This window comes from Clostridium fungisolvens (assembly GCF_014193895.1).
In the GTDB taxonomy this organism is placed as follows: domain Bacteria; phylum Bacillota; class Clostridia; order Clostridiales; family Clostridiaceae; genus Clostridium_AR; species Clostridium_AR fungisolvens.
Genome location: NZ_BLZR01000001.1, coordinates 1,218,975 through 1,237,484, shown reverse-complemented (window position 1 = coordinate 1,237,484; position 18,510 = coordinate 1,218,975). Strand labels below are relative to the sequence as shown.

General features: G+C 31.9%; 19 protein-coding genes and 1 pseudogene. 8 read left to right on the top strand and 12 right to left on the bottom strand.

The window, feature by feature from the left end:
* Window positions 1-68 precede the first annotated feature (68 nt).
* The 6 genes and pseudogenes from bsdtw1_RS23710 to bsdtw1_RS04865 form a co-directional block, all read left to right on the top strand.
* Window positions 69-446 (top strand): annotated as a pseudogene (locus bsdtw1_RS23710) (ECF transporter S component); the annotation flags it as partial.
* Window positions 447-503: 57 nt separating this feature from the next.
* On the top strand, window positions 504-821 hold the full coding sequence (locus bsdtw1_RS23705; protein ID WP_371874748.1) for an ECF transporter S component: 318 nt from the start codon (window positions 504-506) through the stop codon (window positions 819-821).
* Between the two features lie 277 nt (window positions 822-1,098).
* On the top strand, window positions 1,099-2,070 hold the full coding sequence (locus bsdtw1_RS04880) for a P1 family peptidase (RefSeq protein WP_183276484.1): 972 nt from the start codon (window positions 1,099-1,101) through the stop codon (window positions 2,068-2,070).
* Window positions 2,071-2,282: 212 nt separating this feature from the next.
* Window positions 2,283-2,465, top strand: a complete 183-nt coding sequence (locus bsdtw1_RS04875; RefSeq protein ID WP_183276483.1) for an alpha/beta-type small acid-soluble spore protein — start codon at window positions 2,283-2,285, stop codon at window positions 2,463-2,465.
* 124 nt (window positions 2,466-2,589) lie between these two features.
* Complete coding sequence (locus bsdtw1_RS04870) at window positions 2,590-4,410, top strand: ATP-binding protein (protein WP_183276482.1); 1,821 nt, start codon at window positions 2,590-2,592, stop codon at window positions 4,408-4,410.
* Window positions 4,411-4,412: 2 nt separating this feature from the next.
* A complete protein-coding gene (locus bsdtw1_RS04865) occupies window positions 4,413-5,006 on the top strand; it encodes a response regulator (RefSeq protein WP_183276481.1) in 594 nt (197 codons plus the stop codon).
* Between the two features lie 140 nt (window positions 5,007-5,146).
* Here the strand turns inward: bsdtw1_RS04865 and bsdtw1_RS04860 are convergent, their stop codons facing one another.
* From bsdtw1_RS04860 to bsdtw1_RS04805, 12 genes are all read right to left on the bottom strand, one after another.
* A complete protein-coding gene (locus bsdtw1_RS04860) occupies window positions 5,147-5,923 on the bottom strand; it encodes a sirohydrochlorin cobaltochelatase (RefSeq protein WP_183276480.1) in 777 nt (258 codons plus the stop codon).
* 12 nt (window positions 5,924-5,935) lie between these two features.
* Window positions 5,936-7,204, bottom strand: coding sequence for a glutamate-1-semialdehyde 2,1-aminomutase (gene hemL, locus bsdtw1_RS04855; RefSeq protein WP_183276479.1), 1,269 nt, complete (start codon window positions 7,202-7,204; stop codon window positions 5,936-5,938).
* A gap of 2 nt (window positions 7,205-7,206) precedes the next feature.
* Entirely contained in the window at window positions 7,207-8,175 is a 969-nt protein-coding gene (gene hemB, locus bsdtw1_RS04850) for a porphobilinogen synthase (RefSeq protein WP_183276478.1), read from the bottom strand.
* A complete protein-coding gene (gene cobA / locus bsdtw1_RS04845; protein ID WP_183276477.1) occupies window positions 8,168-9,643 on the bottom strand; it encodes a uroporphyrinogen-III C-methyltransferase in 1,476 nt (491 codons plus the stop codon). The genes hemB and cobA overlap by 8 nt, the downstream gene beginning before the upstream one ends.
* A gap of 66 nt (window positions 9,644-9,709) precedes the next feature.
* A complete protein-coding gene (gene hemC / locus bsdtw1_RS04840) occupies window positions 9,710-10,585 on the bottom strand; it encodes a hydroxymethylbilane synthase (RefSeq protein ID WP_183276476.1) in 876 nt (291 codons plus the stop codon).
* Complete coding sequence (locus bsdtw1_RS04835; protein WP_183276475.1) at window positions 10,563-11,279, bottom strand: NAD(P)-dependent oxidoreductase; 717 nt, start codon at window positions 11,277-11,279, stop codon at window positions 10,563-10,565. Before bsdtw1_RS04835 ends, hemC begins: the two co-directional genes overlap by 23 nt.
* Entirely contained in the window at window positions 11,243-12,439 is a 1,197-nt protein-coding gene (hemA, locus tag bsdtw1_RS04830; RefSeq protein ID WP_183276474.1) for a glutamyl-tRNA reductase, read from the bottom strand. Before hemA ends, bsdtw1_RS04835 begins: the two co-directional genes overlap by 37 nt.
* A 634-nt stretch (window positions 12,440-13,073) precedes the next feature.
* Window positions 13,074-14,036, bottom strand: a complete 963-nt coding sequence (gene asrC / locus bsdtw1_RS04825; protein ID WP_183276473.1) for a sulfite reductase subunit C — start codon at window positions 14,034-14,036, stop codon at window positions 13,074-13,076.
* A gap of 15 nt (window positions 14,037-14,051) precedes the next feature.
* Entirely contained in the window at window positions 14,052-14,843 is a 792-nt protein-coding gene (gene asrB, locus bsdtw1_RS04820) for an anaerobic sulfite reductase subunit AsrB (RefSeq protein ID WP_183276472.1), read from the bottom strand.
* Window positions 14,836-15,852: an anaerobic sulfite reductase subunit AsrA gene (gene asrA, locus bsdtw1_RS04815; RefSeq protein WP_183276471.1), complete on the bottom strand. Its 1,017-nt coding sequence runs from the start codon at window positions 15,850-15,852 to the stop codon at window positions 14,836-14,838. The genes asrB and asrA overlap by 8 nt, the downstream gene beginning before the upstream one ends.
* Before the next feature lie 11 nt (window positions 15,853-15,863).
* The gene (locus bsdtw1_RS04810; protein ID WP_183276470.1) at window positions 15,864-16,631 is read right to left on the bottom strand and encodes a formate/nitrite transporter family protein; all 768 of its coding nucleotides are present in this window, start codon (window positions 16,629-16,631) and stop codon (window positions 15,864-15,866) included.
* A 353-nt stretch (window positions 16,632-16,984) separates the two neighbouring features.
* Window positions 16,985-17,173: an EscE/YscE/SsaE family type III secretion system needle protein co-chaperone gene (locus tag bsdtw1_RS04805; protein WP_183276469.1), complete on the bottom strand. Its 189-nt coding sequence runs from the start codon at window positions 17,171-17,173 to the stop codon at window positions 16,985-16,987.
* A gap of 281 nt (window positions 17,174-17,454) precedes the next feature.
* Here bsdtw1_RS04805 and bsdtw1_RS04800 point away from each other — a divergent pair, with 281 nt between their 5' ends.
* Both bsdtw1_RS04800 and bsdtw1_RS04795 read left to right on the top strand, forming a co-directional pair.
* Window positions 17,455-18,144 carry a Crp/Fnr family transcriptional regulator gene (locus tag bsdtw1_RS04800; protein WP_183276468.1) on the top strand — a complete coding sequence of 230 codons (690 nt, stop codon included), beginning with the start codon at window positions 17,455-17,457 and terminating at the stop codon, window positions 18,142-18,144.
* Window positions 18,145-18,246: 102 nt separating this feature from the next.
* The gene (locus bsdtw1_RS04795) at window positions 18,247-18,480 is read left to right on the top strand and encodes a hypothetical protein (protein ID WP_183276467.1); all 234 of its coding nucleotides are present in this window, start codon (window positions 18,247-18,249) and stop codon (window positions 18,478-18,480) included.
* Window positions 18,481-18,510 lie beyond the last annotated feature (30 nt).

Sequence of the window (18,510 nt, the reverse complement as noted above, 5' to 3'; positions counted from 1 at the left end):
AAATGGTTTTTTACTAAAAGCCGAATTATATCCTACTATATTAAAGGAATAAGAACGGGAGGCAAAACATGGAAAGAGGTTTAAACAAATCAAAATTCAGTACTAGACAAATGGTGGTAACTGCAATGTTAGCTGCCATATCAATCTTCTTAGGACTAAGCGGTTTAGGATTTATAAAAATACCGCCAGTTAATGCTACAATAATGCATATACCAGTTATAATAGGTGCTATAGTAGAAGGACCAATTGTTGGTGGTCTAATAGGACTATGTTTTGGATTATTTAGTATGTATCAAGCATTTACAGCTCCAACAGTTACAAGCTTTGTATTCTGGAATCCAATAGTAGCTTTACTTCCTAGAATACTAATCGGTGTTGTAAGTTACTACTCATATGTTGGAATAACAAAAGCAGTTAAGAAGAATCCTGCAGTTTCAGGTGCTATTGTAATAACATTTTTATCAGTTATAGTTGCTTTAGCCCTTAAAGTATTATTACCTGTAATGGTTAGCTATGGTATAGCCGCTGCTGTTTTGGTATTACTTAACTTCTTATTTGTAAAATTTAGACTAAGTGAAAAAAGCGATGCACTATCAGTAGGGACTGCCGCAGTACTTGGTACTCTTACAAATACAGTTTTAGTTTTAAGCTTGATTTACATTGTCTATGTTGATAGATTTGCGAAAGCTATAAATATAAGCTCTTCAGCAGCTGGAAAGACTATAGTTGCAATCGGAATGACTAATGGTATTCCAGAAGCTTTAGTTTCAACAATAATAACAGTTCCAGTTGTATTAGCAATACTTAAACTTAGAAAATAATATTATGAGTGTGCAGCTATAAAAATAGCCGCACACTTTTTTGGTATTAATATAATTAGCAGTTTAAATTAATTGCTTACTCATCCTACTCTTTAATGAGCTTACGCAAAGAATTAATATGATTTTATCATATTAATTCTAATAGCTCGCTCATATAGCATCTCCTGTGTAACCAATTAATTTAAATAATGCTCTTAAACATCATACCCAAATCAATGAACTAATTTATTTATTATGTAATCTTTAATTTCATTATTATTCGAGAGGAGTAAAAGAAATGAACGAGATAAAATTTTGCGATATAGAAGGCATTCGAGTTGGGCACAGTGAAAACCTTGAAGCCGGAACTGGGTGTACTGTTGTAATATGTGAAGAAGGCGCTTCTGGTGGAGTTGAAGTAAGGGGTGGAGCTCCTGGTACTAGAGAAACGGATCTATTAAACCCTACGGAAATGGTAGAAAAGATTCATGCAGTTATGCTTTCAGGTGGTAGCGCTTTTGGTTTAGACGCTGCTGCAGGTGTAATGGAATACTTAGAAAGTAATAATATTGGTTTTGATGTTTCTATAACCAAAGTACCAATTGTTTGTCAAGCTGTCCTATTTGATCTGGTATGTGGAAACGGGAAAATTAGACCTGATAAAAAAATGGGCTTTGATGCTTGTGTAAACTCAGAATCACTAAAAGAGGATTTAAACGGAAATATTGGAGCTGGTACCGGTGCTACTGTGGGAAAGATTTTAGGACCCCAGTTTTCCATGAAAGGCGGCCTTGGAACATATGCTGTTCAAATAGGTGATTTGCAAATAGGTGCAATAGTTGCAGTTAATTGTCTTGGAGATGTAATCGACCCTTCAACTAATGAAATTATCGCTGGCGCTTTAGATGAAAACCTTGAAAGCTTTGTTAATACTGAAGAGGTTATGATATCTCAATATTCTAAAAAGAATAATGTATTCAATGGAAATACAACCATTGGAATCATTGCTACTAATGCTATCCTTACAAAGGCAGAAGCTAATAAGGTAGCCTCTATGGCTCATAATGGATTTGGAAGAACAATGAGACCAGCGCATACAATGGTTGATGGAGATACAATCTTTACAATGGCAACAGGTAAGGTAAATTCTGATATCAATGTTGTAGGTCTTCTCTCAGCCAGAGTTATGGAAAAGGCCATTATTAATGCTATAAAATCAGCTGAATCTAGCTACGGTTTTAAATCCTATAAAGAAAAAATAAATTTGTAAAAATTTCAATAAATAATTTCAATTTAAAATGCTAAAATTATCATGGTGAGTATTTATTAAAGGATAATATTTATTCCTTAATCTGCTTTTTTCTGTGCCGATTTCCTTAATTAGACTTATTTTCATAGTTTATAAAAAACATATGTACACATAATAATATTGCAAAGCAAAAGAAGCTTTAGCAAATAAAAATCTTAAAGGAGGATTTTACTATGGCACAAAAATTAGTTCCAGAAGCAAAAGCTGCTCTATCAAAATTTAAAAATGAAGTTGCTAATGAATTAGGAGTTCCTTTCAAGGAATACAATGGTAATCTTTCTTCAAGACAATGTGGCAGCGTTGGCGGAGAAATGGTTAAGAGAATGATTGCTGAATACGAACATTCAATAAAATAGATTACATTATTATGAGGTTCAAGCATAGCGCTTGAACCTTATTTAATGTATAATTTTAATGTTATATAAATTTACGATTCAAGTACGATAATATATTATACAAAACATAATCAAAGGGGACATTATGAAAAACAGTTTAAAGCTAAAGTTTATTTGCTTATTTCTAGCTTTGTTATTCATCAATTTCATTATTGTAGGAATATCACTTTTTAATTTATTCGAGGTAAAACAGGATACTAATAAATTGGTGTCTAATAATTATGACAGCATACAAACCTCAAATAAAATGATCCAAATTATAGATGAAGAATCTCAAGACATAATTAGCTACATAAACACAAAAAATCCTGTATTCATACGAAACTTTTATGATACAAACAATAGTTTTCATGAAAATTATCTCTCGGAATTAAACAATATAACCGAGGAAGGAGAATCATCTGCTATTAAACAGATAAACACTGATTACTCTGCTTTTTTAGATTCGTTGACCAATATAATAGCTATAAGAGATTCAAAAGGTAAAGAAGCTGCCTTATCACAATATACAGAACAAATACAACCATTATATGAAGGCCTTACAAAATCATTGCGTAAAATAATTAATATAAATGATACTGCTATCGTAAACCAAAAAGACTCAATGAAAAACAGTATAAGCTTCTCCATAAATACAACCATAGGCTTGAGCATTTTCTTGATTTTAGTAGGACTAGCTTTCTCCAAAAGATATATAAATAAATTCCTTAGTCCTTTATATTCTCTTCACGACGATATAATAAAAACCAAGGAAGGTGACTTTACACATAGAGCAGAGATATTATCAGATGATGAAATTGGTATTTTAGCTCAAGAATTTAATAATATGAGTGAAAAAATAGGCCAATTTCAACACAGCACTTTTGGTAAACTATTAGATGAAAAGAATAGGTCTTTAGCTATTTTAAAAAGTATATCTGACCCAATCATAGTTTTAGATACAAATTACAGAATAGTTCTTCTTAATGATGAATCAGAAAATTACTTTAAGATATCTCAAGCTCAAGCTGTTGGCCGACATGTGTTAGAGACCTTAACATATGGAGAGTTATTTGACTTTATATCAAATGTAATGGATAATTCCCTAGAAAAAGACAGCAAAATCATGAGTTTTAAAAATAATAGCACAGTATTTAAGATTAATTTATCATTAATTAAAGACAATGCTAATAAAACAAATGGTATAGTTGTATATTTTCAAAATATAACTGAGATTAAAAAGATAGAAAAATTAAAACATGATTTAATATCATCACTATCTCATGAGATAAAGACTCCATTAACTTCTATTATGATGGGCGCAAGCTTACTTGAAGATTCTGAGCTTATGGAATCTAACACAAACTTTAATAAAATAGTTTCTGCAATAAGTGAGGATAGCCAAAAACTATTAAACTTAATAAATAACTTCTTACGATATGGTCAGTTAGAGTCTGATCAAAAACTATTAAACATGTCCTTCTGCTCTGTGGAAGATATTATAAATAGAAGCGTAGATGAATACTACTCACTACTAGAGAATAAAAATATAGAACTTCGTATAGGTATCCAGCGCAACCTAACTGAAGTATATGTGGACGAAGAAAAGATAGGTTGGGTGCTTAACAATCTTTTATCTAATGCAATAAAATACACTAGAAATTTTGGAACTGTGCTGATTGGTGCCTATGAAAATTTTGATCATATAAGTATATTCGTTAAAGATAATGGAATAGGTATAACTAATGAATATCAAACTAGAATATTTGAAAAATTCTTTAGAGCTAATAGTGAAAGCGAAGGTACTGGTCTTGGTTTAGCACTTTCAAAACAGATTGTGGAGCTTCACGGCGGAAGCATCTATTGTGAAAGTCAGTATGGCCTAGGTAGTATATTCACTTTTGAGTTGCCAAATAAGGGGGATTAATTATGAAAAAAGTCTTAGTAGTAGATGATACAAAAAACATAAGAGAGATGCTTAAAACATATTTGGATATGGAAGGTTTTCATGTATTTGAAGCCATAAACGCTAACGAAGCTATAGATATCATAAGAAAAGAAGAAATAGCAATAGTCTTTACTGATATAAAAATGCCTGAGGTTAGTGGCACTGAATTATTGAGATATATAAAAAAATACAATAAGAATATAACTGTGATAGTTATGACAGCTTTCGGTACGATAAAAAATGCTGTTGAATGTACAAAACTTGGTGCTGCGGCTTACCTTCAGAAACCTTTCACAAGTAAAAGAGTTAAGGCTGTATTAGATGAAGTACTTAAGAAGGATTCTATAAAAAATAACTTAGTTGCTCATTTAACTCTTGCGAAGAAGCTTCTTGATGAAAATGAAATTGAAAAAGCTGAGGAAGTTTTAAAGAAAACTCTTACTATTAAAGATGATTGTGGCGAAACTTACTTTTTGATATCAAAACTTGAAGAGCTTAAAGGTGACCTAGAAAAAGCTGAACGCTTTAAAAAAACTGCAGAGATATTCCAGTTCAACTGCGGATATAATGAATAGTAATGTTCTCTGTAGACCATCTCTTTAAATAAAACCCCACTATATATAAATTTAAGCTTGTGCTAAAGGATTTATATATAGTGGGGTTTATAGCTTATAACGGTTAACTTTATTATGAGATGAAAAAAGAAAAACTTATATTAAAGATATTCTTTTTTATATTCGCTATTAATAATGAAATCAATAACGCCCTGTATCTCTGATAATGATTTATCTGACGTAAATACCTCAAAACCTTCCCTAATCAGTCTGCTCTTCCAAGAGTTAGGATTGTCAGTAATCAAATCTTTCTTTCCATGAAAGCCTACAACAAAAAGAAACGGCTGAAGTACAATTCTTTTAATATTTCTCTTCTTTAATTGATTCACTATATCCTCAAAAGAAGGTTCTCCTTCTATTGTACCTATATGAATGTTTTCATAGCCTTTATCTCTAAGACTTTTTTGAAATTCATAATAGCTCAGCTGTGCTTGATGACTTGTTCCATGCGCTACCAAAATTATTTCATATTCTCTATTTATAATAGGACTAATTCTATCAATAAATTCATAACTTCTATGTTTATCTTGTTGTATAAGAGCTGCATGAGTTATATTTATACTGTAATTACTATATTTTTCTCTAAGCTCTTTAACTAGTCTCTCAGCCTCTTCATACTCTTTACCCTCTATTAAAAACAAAGTTGCTACAGTTATATCTTCAACACCAATTTTTATAAGCTTCTCTATTCCATCTCTTAGGTTAGGTTTTGAAATATTATATCTAGTTTTTAGTTTACCGATTATTTTATCTGAGGCAAATGCCTTAATTACCTCAGAGTACCTACTTGTATCTATATTATCTATAACTTGCTCATATCTATCTAAAGCCTCTAAATCTGCTGTACCATTACTTAATACAATCAACCCTTTTTTCATTTCTACCTCGTTTTAAAGTCTTCTTAAAGCCTCAGAAAAACTTTGTATTTCTTTATCCCCATGCTTTACTGATAAAAACATAGCTTCATATTGTGATGGAGGAAGATAAATTCCCTCACTCAACATATGAGTAAAATATTTATTAAATAAATCTATATCACAAGTTTTAACATCATCATAGGTTTTTACATTTTCATTTTTAGTAAAGAATAAAGTCATCATTCCACCACATCTATTGATAACGTTAGCTATTCCCTTTTGTGATAAAATGTCTTTTATTTCCCTTTCTAGCATTGCTCCATACTTTTCTATGTTTTCATAATACATAGGATTGCTATGTAGTTTCTTTAAAGTAGCTATTCCTGCAGTCATCACTATAGGATTACCTGACATTGTACCTGCTTGATATATAGGACCTGATGGAGATAATTTTTCCATTATATCTCTTCTTCCGCCATAAGCACCACAAGGCATTCCTCCACCCATGATTTTCGCATAAGTAACTAAATCAGGTTTTACATCAAATAAGGATTGCGCACCTTTGTAAGCTACTCTAAACCCACTCATTACTTCATCAAATATTAAAAGGCTTCTATTTGCATCACATAGAGCTCTAAGTTCATTCATAAAAGCATCTTCAGCTTTTATTACTCCCATGTTTCCTGCCACTGGTTCTATGATAACTGCAGCTATATCTTCACCAAAAGCATTAAAGATAGCTTTTACAGAAGATATATTATTGTACTCAGCAACTAATGTATTGGATATGCTTCCCTTTGGAACTCCTGCACTACCAGGTATACCACCAGTAAGAACTCCTGAACCTGCACTTACTAGGAAGCCATCAAAGTGTCCATGATAGCAACCTGAGAATTTTATTATCTTATCTCTTCCAGTATATCCCCTAGCAAGCTTTACAGCACTCATAGTAGCTTCAGTGCCCGAGTTAACCATCCTCACCATATCTACATTTTCTAAGGTTTCGCACATAAATTTGGCTAATTCAAGTTCTAAATAGGTTGGAGCACCAAAAGCTAGACCGTTATCTAAAGCTTCCTTCATCGATGAAATAACATCTTCATCCTTGTGTCCTAAAAGCATAGGTCCCCAAGCTCCAACAAAATCTATATATTTCTTATCATTTTCATCATAGATATAAGCCCCTTCCCCTCTCTTTATTACAGGAGGATCTATCTCTAGTCCTTTAAAGGCTCTTACTGGTGAATTAACTCCACCAGGCATATACTTTTGTGATAACTGAAATATTTCACTATTATTCATTTTTATTCCTCCTTAAGCCAAGCTGATGCTTCTAGAGCATAATAAGTTATTATTATATCAGCACCTGCTCTTTTTATAGAAAGAAGACTTTCTAATGCTATTTTTTTCTCATCTATATATCCAAGCTTTGCACCAGCTTTAATCATAGCATACTCACCACTTACACTATACGCCGCTACTGGATAATCAAATTTATCTCTCGCCATTTTTATTATGTCTAAATAGGATAGAGCAGGTTTAACCATTATGATATCTGCGCCTTCTTCTATATCATTTTCCATTTCTCTTACTGCTTCTCTGCTGTTTGCAGGATCCATCTGATAACTCTTCCTGTCTCCAAATTGTGGAGCTGAGTTTGCAGCTTCTCTGAATGGTCCATAGAAAGCTGAACAGTACTTAGCACTGTATGCCATTATTCCTACATTTTCAAGGTTATTTTCATCTAGGGCTCCTCTTATTGCTGCTACTCTCCCATCCATCATGTCAGAAGGCGCAACCATATCTGCTCCTGCCTTTGCATGAGATACTGCAACCTTAGATAAAACGTCTAAAGTTTCATCATTCTTAACATATTCGTTTTCTATAATTCCACAATGACCATGGTCTGTATATTCACATAAGCAAACATCAGTAATTACCCATAGGTTTTTATCTAATTCTTTTATTCTTCTTACAGCTTTTTGAACTATTCCATCCTCTGCATAAGCTTCTGATCCACAGCAATCTTTTTCATCAGGAATTCCAAAAATCATAATACCTCTTACCTTGGCTTTTTTAATCTCTTCAACTATTTCTTGTAATCTATCTACTGAGAAATGATAATTTCCCGGCATAGATTCTATCTCTTTTTTTATATTATTTCCTTCAACCACAAAAATTGGGTATATAAAATCCATAGGAGATAAAGAGTTTTCTCTAACTAAATCCCTTATCTCTTTTCTTGTTCTCAGTCTTCTATTTCTCTTATTCATGTCGTTCACTCCATACTTCTGTAAGTTTTTCTATAGCTCCATCTTCACTATGGGCTTCTGATAATACTGCTTTTATTTCCTTTTCTTCTAACGCCTTATAAGTTATAGGCCCTATAGCTATACATAACTTTTCCTTAACCTTATCAATTCCCACCATATCTACTAGATTATTTACTGTAGATGGGCTTGTAAATATAATTGTATTCACATTATCAAAAGCAGCTATATTCTTAAATTCAGCCTTTTGAGTTTCATATGTATGTACTCTTTCAACTATAGCTCCCTGCTCTCTTAAAAATTCTTCTACTACATTCCTTGAATTCTTAGAAATAGGCATAAGAATCTTTTTATCCTTAAGTTTATAGTTTTTCAGTTCTTTTACAAGACCTTCAGCTACGAATTCATCAGCCATTATATTTGCAATTATTCCTCTTTCCTTCAATGCATTAAGAGTTGCTTTTCCTATAACTGCAAACTCAGCTTTAATTTCTCTAATATCCATACTATTATCTCTTAAATAATCAAAGAATATATTAACTCCATTAACTGAAGTTAGAATTATATATTCAAAGGAACTTATATTATCTTTATATTGATTTAGATTTTCAGAGGTGCTTACTATCTTTATCGCTGGTATTTCAGTAACCTCTGCACCTAAGCTTCTTAGCTTTTCCTTCATACTTTGAGCCTGTTTTTTAGTTCTGGTTACACAGACATTTGCTCCAAAAAGCGGCAGTCTTTCAAACCAATTTAATTTATCACTTAAAGTTACAACCTTTCCCACAACTATTATTGAAGGAGATTTCAAATTATTAGCTTTTACTAGTTCTTGTATGTTCTCTAAAGTACCAATCACCTTTTTTTGCTTTGCAGTGGTCCCTCTCATTATAACTCCACATGGAGTATCTTTAGGCTTTCCATTTTCTATAAGATTTCTAACTATATCACCTAGATTTTCTAGTCCCATTAAAAATACCAAGGTATTTTGTGATTTGGTTAATACCTCCCATTGAATGTTTAAGGTAGCTGCACTCATACCTGTAAGCACATGGAAACCTTGAGAAAGCCCTCTATGAGTTATTGGTATTCCAGCATAACTCATAACAGCAACTGCTGAAGTCACCCCAGGGATAACTTCAAAAGGAATATTTTCAGCTTCTAAAGCTAGAACTTCCTCACCACCTCTTCCAAATACATAAGGATCTCCACCCTTTATTCTTCCTACAGTGTGTCCCTTTTTAGCTAGTTCTACTAACATAGCATTTATCTCATCTTGAGTTTTATAATGACACCCCGGCTCTTTCCCACAAAAGTAAACTTCACAGCTATCACTCAAATGTGACAATACATTATTTCCTATAAGTCTATCATAAAGTACCGCAGTACATTCCTTCATCACCTTTACTGCCTTTAAAGTCAGTAGTCCTTCATCTCCTGGACCAGCCCCGATAATATATGCTTTTGACATTTTTCCACCTCATCAATCGTAGTTCTCTTTTCTAATTTCAGCACGAAACTTAAACTCAGCTGATAATTATAGTTCTTTTATAATCTTTTTAGCTAAAGTCTTCCCAAGCTCAATATGCTCTTCAACTTTACCTTGAACATCTTTCTTTACCAATCTATCATTAATTTCATATATACCTAATATATAAATATCATCATTTTCAATCCTTGCATAAGCACCTATAGGAGAATGGCATCCCCCATTAAGTTCTTTCATAAAGCTTCTTTCAGCCTCTACAGTGATTCTTGTTTTAGCATCATCAAGCTTGGAGAAAATATGTTTTTTATCACTTGTTTTTAAGGTCTCTATACCTAGAGCCCCTTGCCCCACTGCTGGAAGAAACACTTCTTCATTAAAGTAGTCAGTTATTATATCTTCCATATCTAACCTTCTTAAACCTGCTGCCGCTAGAATTATTCCATCTAGATTTTCTTTTTCTATCTTATCTAGTCTTGTTTGAACATTTCCCCTGATAGGAACAATCTCAATATCTGGTCTTAAGACTCTTAGTTGAGAGCTCCTTCTTATACTAGAAGTACCTATTCTAGCTCCTTTTTTCAAATCATAAAAACTGATATTTTTCATAGATACAAATACATCTCTAGGATCTTCACGCTCAGGCATTGCTACAATCTCGAAAGGCTCTTCTAATGCAAAAGGCACATCCTTCATACTGTGTACTGCAGCATCAGCTTTTCCGTCAAGCAAAGCATATTCTATTTCTTTTACAAATAATCCTTTTCCCCCTATCTTATTAAGTGCTACATCTAACCTTCTATCTCCCTCTGTACTCATTAGAAGCTTTTCACTTTCAGCTCCACATTTATCTTTTAGAAGCTCCATAACTATTTCAGTTTGGGTCTGTGCAAGCTTACTTTTCCTAGTTGCTATAATCAAACTCATGGTCATATCCTCCATATAAAACAAAATCATCTTCAAGTAATTTATCTAAATATTCTTTACTAAAATACAAGTATAGTACTTTTTTTCCATAACCTTTTTCAAAGAAAAAACTGTACTCATTAGAAATAATAAATTCTATTATAGTCTTATCAATAAAACCTATTTCTTTCATCTTAATCCTTAAGGAAGTTGAAAAATCTGTTATGGCCTGTAAAGGTTCCACAGCTTTACTCATTTCGCTCAATAGCTTTCTAGACATCTTAGGATTACCACCATTAGTATGGATCGCATATGAAAAACTCTCATTATTATTTTGTATTGGCAAAACTGCCAAACCATTTTTAGAATCACTGCAGTTTATATACACCTTGCTTTGCTTCTCACAGTCCTCAATAATTCTTCCTATGGTGCTTTTATCATTAATACATATAAATATTAAATGCTTATCCTTCAAACACGTCTCACTATAGCTTTCTTTTATGAGATTAACTACTCCTGTAGAAATCAAAGCTTCTATCTCTTCATCAAAATGCTCAGCTAAAATTGTTAACCTACATCCATTCTTAATCAAAGTTGTGGCCTTTATCAAAGCGGCCTTTCCTCCACCGATGATTAAAACTCTTATCTTACTACTTATAAAGGATAAAAACATATATTCTAGCTTAGGAATATCCTGCTTATTATCTCCATGCACTGATCTTCACATCCCTTTAACTTTGCTTCTTTAAGTACATTAATTGCTTTATTTATATAGTGATCTGAAGTACTTTTTATAAGAACTTCTGCTAACTCTCCAGAGTTTCTAGCATTTGCTCTATTTCTATAACTTGCATATCTATCACTTACAACCTCTTTTCCCGCTTCTTTCATAGCTGAAATTACAGGAGATAATTCTCTCATCTTCAACCAGTTACTATACTCAGTAAAGTATTCCTTTATTATATACTTAAAATCTATCATTCGCGCTCTTCTTAAAGCTTTATTCTTATCATCAATCCTTGATATATCGTCAATGTCAAGAAGCTCTACATTATCTAAATCCCTAATTTCTTTATCCACATCTCTTGGTACTGCTAGATCGAGAATAAATAAGTCTACTTTTTTAGGAATCTCTTCATATCTTACAACAGGATGCGGCGCTGACGTACAAGATATGATACATTCAACTTCGTTCAGAACTTCATTTTTTCTATTAAAATTAATTACTTCAACTCTAGGATCAAATATATCTTTCACATTTTCAGGAGTTCTAACCACCAAAAATATCTTACCTACATCTTGCCCTAAAAGATATTTTACAGCCAGACTTCCTATCTCTCCATAACCTATAACCATATAGGTCTTATGGCCTCTATCTATGGCTTCATGAACTGCTATTGAAGATGATGAGACTGGAATCTCATATAATTTCGCTTCTGTCCTAAATTGTTTTCCACAAGTTATAGCAGTTTGAAATAACCTTCCTAGTTCATTAGAGGCTGCCCCTCTATCCTTTGAATATAAAAAGCTATCTTTCACTTGCCCAAGTATCTGATCTTCACCCAATATCTTAGAATGAAAGCCACAGGCAACCTCCATTAGATGCTCTGTGACTTTGTCATCCTTATCATGAAAGATGTACTCTTTTAAATCTTTATCCCAATTAAATATATCAAATATGAAATCTATATTTGCTTTACTGCAGTTATCTGCATTAAAGTAAATCTCTATTCTATTACAAGTATTTATAATAACAACCTCTGAGAATCTTTTAGTGAGTTCACAAAGGTATTGCTCTGTCTTACTTTGCCTTATGGCAAACTTTTCTCTTATATCAAGAGATACATTTCGTTTAAATCCAATAAGCTGATTCATAAATTATCACTCCAAATATTCTTAAGCCCCAGTATTACTGTAAATTCTTATATTCTTATATTTTTATAATTTTATTAATATAAAATTTTACATTTATACATTCTTATTATTATACTACATTTCACTATGTTGAACTATCACTTTGCTTTTTATCGATTATAATTTTATTCATTAAATTACTCCACACTAAAAAATACTACATAAAGAAAATAAAAGGCAAATAATATACGCTCAAAAATCCTATAAGAATTTTTTTATTAATAAATTTTATAGGTAACCAAGTTATCATAGTGGAATTCTGTATAAATTCTTAACAACAAAAGTATAACCTAATAAAAGCTATACTTCAACAAAGTGGACATATTTACTCCTATTTAATTATATATTGATGTACCACTTCATAATCAAATTTATACCTTTTAATGCTCCTATCAAAATCCATAGAAGTTTTGAAAATATTCTTCAGATTGAAGTAATACATATTTATATAAATTCTAATACTACTTATATCTAGCATTAACATAAGTAATTGCCGAAATCTTACTTTTGCTACAGAATAGTAAAGAGTGAAAAATGTAACATTAAGTATCTTGGCCAAAGCATTAAGGGAAGCAATAGTTTGCTCCCCTTAAAATTAATATCTTATTCCACTCCAATATACATTATCCTTAAGAATAGCCTTAGGACCTAACTCAACATCCTTCAATGCCCACTTTTTAAACTCTTGGAAACCAGTTCTATCAACTATATATCCAATATGTTCTTTTCCGCCTGGAGCATCTTTATCTATATATTCTCTTACGTACTCGTAAGTATTCATTATTATCTTCTTTATACTTTCTTCATCGACCCAGATTATAAAATCTTCTGCAAGTCTTGGGTTTTTCTTTCCTGATCTACCCATTATAGCAAGTCTATAATATTTCTCTTCGCTCCTAGTCCAAGCTCCAGTTGGGCACTTACCTACACACTCACCACATCCTATACACTTGTCGTGATCTCTAACAACCTTGAAATTTTCAAATTTTAAAGCTCCAGTAGCTCTCTTCTTACAGTTTGTAACACAAGCTTGACAGCCTATGCATCTATAAGCATCATATTGAGGTTCAGTCATCCCTATGATTCCAAAGTCATGTTGTCTAACCTTTAAGCAATCATTAGGACAACCTGTTAAAGCTATCTTTACGTGAAGATCGTCTGGGAATATCATTTTTTCAATTCTTTGAGCAAAGGCAGTTGTATCATAGTTAGCAAATGGGCACACCCTATTACCTATACAAGAAGTCACATTTCTAGTACCAGCCGCTGGATATCCTTTTCCTTCTTCTTCTTGGTTTATCTCTAAACCTTCGATTAAGTCCTGAAGCATTAAGTTTACTTCATTCATGTCCTTCATATCTATTCCAGTTATTTCAAATCCCTGTCTTGTAGTTATATGAACAGAACCATCTCCAAACTTTTCAGCAATCTCACCAATCTTTGCTAAATACTTTGAATCTAAATGTCCACCGGGTACCCTTATTCTAGATGAAGTTATTCCTCTTTTCTTAGTAACTCTGAAGGCATTTTTTTTAAGTGCTTTAGTGTTTATATCCATTATCTCTACCTCCTTCTAATCTCTTAGAAGCTTTCCAACTGAATAATTAAATACAGGACCATCTAAACATACATAAGTGTCATCGATCTTGCAATGTCCACATTTTCCAAGACCACAGCACATCTTTCTTTCGTGAGATATCCAGATCTTTTCTTCTTTAATTTCTCTCTTTAAAAATTCACCTACTGTAAATTTCATCATCATTGGAGGTCCAACTACTATAACCTCAACATTTTCCATATCATCAATCTGCAGTTCTGGAATATACTTAGTAACTAGTCCAACATTACCTTCATATCCTTCTGGAGCAGTATCTACAGTTAAAATATGATTTATATTGTTTTTCCAAACTTCCATATCATCTTTAAATAACATATCAGTCGGAGACTTAAATCCTGATATTAAAGTGAATTTCTTAGCTTCACTAGGATTTTGTGAGAAATAATCAACTATTCCTTTTACTGGTGAAAGTCCTGTTCCACCTGCTACAACTATAACTTCTTTTCCTCTATAATTTTCTATATCAAATCCATTACCATATGGTCCTCTTAAAAATAATTGTTGACCAACGTAGTAATTAAATATTTCTTCTGTAACTACTCCAACTCTTCTTATTGTAAGTTCTATATAATCTTCACCTATTCCACTTACTGATATAGGAGCTTCTCCGTACTTTGGAAGAGAAACCTCAAAGAATTGCCCTGGTTTTACATCACCTTTAAATGAAAGCCTAAAAGTATATTCTATTTCTGTATGCTTTTTTATATCTAAAATCGTTGACTTTGATGGCATATATGGGTTATTCATTTGCTTTCACCTCTTCCATTCCTTTTTCTAATTTATTTACGCAGTTTGAGAAGGATATATATTCTGGACAGATATCATCACATCTACCACAACCAACACACATGTTATATCCCCACTTCTTCTTATAATCATATACCTTATGAAGAACCTTAAATCTCATTCTTTGACCCTTGTCTAATCTAAAGCCATGTCCCCCAGCCATGTTTGTATATCCGTCTACATGACAAGAAGCCCAAACTCTTCTTCTTTCTCCAGCCTTTTTGTTGTCTTTGTAGAATACATCCTGCATTGTAAAGCATGTACAGGTAGGACATACAAAGTTACATCTTCCACAAGCTATACATCTAGCTGAGTATTCTTTCCACATAGATGAATTCATTACACTTAAATCTAAGTTTTCTGGTATGTTGACCTTTACACCATTTTCAGTAACAAAATCAACTTCAACTTCTGCTTCTTCTCTTGAAAGATCTCCTAAGATAGCCTCAAGTTCAGCATCCTTAACATCAAAATAAACCATATCATCTTCAACTTTTATATAAGCTTGATGTTCATCAGTTTTATTTGTTCCCATACTTACGCAGAAACAGTTTTCAAAGCTTTCACTGCATCCTATAAGAACAAATTTTGTTCTCTCTCTCAGAGCTTTATAATATGGATCTTCGAAACCATTTCTTAAATATATATCATCAATTCTTCTTACAGAATGCATATCACAGCTTCTTAAGAATATTATTGCTCCTTTTTCCTCTTGCTTTGGCTCTATCCATTCATCTTCTGTAAAGTAGAACAAAGTTTGAGTAATTGGAAGCAATACTTCCTTATATGAAAAATCTGATTTTTTATCAAACACAACTTCACTTATATCACTTATTTCGCCATATCTAACCACATCTGTATCTGAATAACTTCCTTTTCCTTCAAATACTTTTGGCGCAAATATCTTGTACTTTTCTGAAAGCTTTTCTAAATACTCGTTATAACTTTCTACAGTCATCTTATATCCCATAATAGCACTCCTTATTTTTCTCTAGAAATTAAATAGTAAGGTATTGCCAATATTACAGCACCACCAACAATATTGCCTAAAGTTACAAATGTTAAATTATGAATAAATCCAATTAAGCTTATAGTAGCTTGATGTGGGACAAATAAACCTATTGATAAAAGTGTCATATTTGCTATGCTATGTTCAAAACCTGCTGTTATAAATACAAATAAGCACCAGAAGATCATAACTAACTTTCCTATTTCTTCTTTCATCTTAAAACTGCACCAAACTGCAAGACATACTAACACATTACATAAAATTCCTCTAACAAAAAGTTCCTGACTTGATAAATGCATCTTAGTATTAGTTGCACTTAATACAAACTTTCCAACTGGCCCTGATGCTAGTCCAGCAGAATAAAATAGGAATGCACCAAACACTGAACCTGCAAGATTACCTATAAAACTTACAATCCAAACTAATATAACGTCTAACCATGAAACGGTTTTCTTTAAAGCACCTATTGTCATTACAAAGTTATTCCCTGTAAATAACTCAGATCCAGCAAAAACAACTAATGAAAGTGCTACACCAAAAGATGCTCCCATTGCTATCTTTGTAGCTGGTGAGTTTGCTGCTGATAGCAATCCACCTACAGTAAATATAAGCATTATACCTAATCCTACGTACAATCCTGCAAAAGCTGATGATAATAAATAACCAACCTTATTCTTTTTTAATAATTCGCTTTTTCCTTTTGCCGCCTGGGCAACTTTGTTAATTTCTTCACTAAACATAAAAAATCCCTCCCGTATATCCTTAGTTTACTAAAAAAAACAAAAGCAGACTGTGATTTTTATCACGATCCGCTTAAAAACTTTTACTAATCCAAGTAATCTTTTAACAAAAATTTGACATTACTAATGTTTCTTTAATAAACATATCATTCCAAAGACGGAAAATGTTTAATAGACAAATTTTTAACTAAAAAAGTTTATACTTTGTTTGAAATTTTTACATTAAGCTAGACTTAATATAAATTGTAGTATATTTACTAAAATAGAACTTGTTATAATATACTTTCCTATAAATAAATAAAGAAAGAAAGAACCCTTGAAAATCAAGGGTTCCTCTTAAATATCTATGTACACTAGCTTTCAGTATAGCTTGATAGTGTGTCTTGTGTTACATTGATTGCATTGTTAACAGCATCTAGAGATCTTTGGATTTTTTGTCTGTTTTGATCCTTTTCAACTGTGTTTAAAGCATCTTGAAGATGTTGTTTGCAGTGATTTAACTCATCACAAGTTGTTTGTACGTTTTGTCTTGCATTTGCCATTGGAATTCCCTCCTTTATATTTTATTAAGGCTTTTCGTGAAAGATAATATATATTTTTTAAGCCTACTTTGGAACGGTATTATTATGTGCAGTCAAAACCAAAAAAATTCCCCTCTAAATTTTTAAATTAATCTTAAAATTTAACCATTGTAAAATTCAACAAAGTATAGCAAAAATAAAGTTTTTCTTTAAATACGATCTAAATTTAAATTTATGTTACTGTGTATCTTTTGTCTAAACTCTGATAAAATAAATTTATATTTTCTTTAAGAAGGGATAACATGACTGAATTTAACTTTGATTACATTAAAAATTTAGAAGTATTTGCAGGACTTGACGACGAGTTCTTATTAAAGCTTTACACTCTTGGAAAAGTAAAAAGGTTTGATAGGAATGCTCATGTTTTTTTAGATAAGGATCTAGTTAACAATATTTTTATTGTTTTAAAGGGCAAGTTTTCTTTATATAAATTAAGCGAAAATGCACAAAAAAAAGTTATTTTTATCTTAGGAGAAGGAAAGATTTTAAATGAAGTTATTTTAGATGACTTACAATCTTCAATCTGCTGTGAGACCTTTGAAGATGGGTATCTTCTCGTATACGATAAAAAAGCTTTCATAGAACTTATGGAAGAAAACTTTACTTTCACTAAAAATGTTATAAACTCTTTAGCTAAAAAAGTCAGAAGACTTTATAGACAGATGAAAAATACTACTCCTATAAAGATAGAAAAAAAATTAGCAGCAAAACTTTGGAAGCTCTCTAAGGATTATGGTGTTTCTCATCCTTTAGGAACTTTAATCAACCTTAACGTATCAGTTACATATCTTGCTGATATGTTTGGCAGCCAAAGAGAAACTATATCTAGAGCTTTAAAAAAATTACAAGAGCTAGATTTGATAATAGTTGAAAGCAAAAAAATCTTTATTCCAGATAGAGATAAACTTTCAAACTATTTTAAAGATATTTAATGCAATTTTATTATCTGCTATAATAAACATCAGAATAACATTAAATATTCTTAAACTTCAACAAGGTAATTTACTATAAATATGATTAAAGGAGATTAATTTATGAACGAGGGACAAGAAAGATTTTTAGGCTATATTTTAGAAAGAGTACAAGAAGACAAGGTTGAAGAAGCTAAGGCATTACTTGCTGATAACTTCAAGAAGCAAGCAGAAGGAACTTTCACTCCTGAAGATGTAAAGCAATCCGCTGTAAAAATCATTGCTCTATTAAAGCCTGAAAAGGTTGCAGAAGTACAAGCTGTTATGATGCAATTTGCTCAAAATGCAGGTCATTAATAGTAATAAACTACTTAGTACTTATACAAA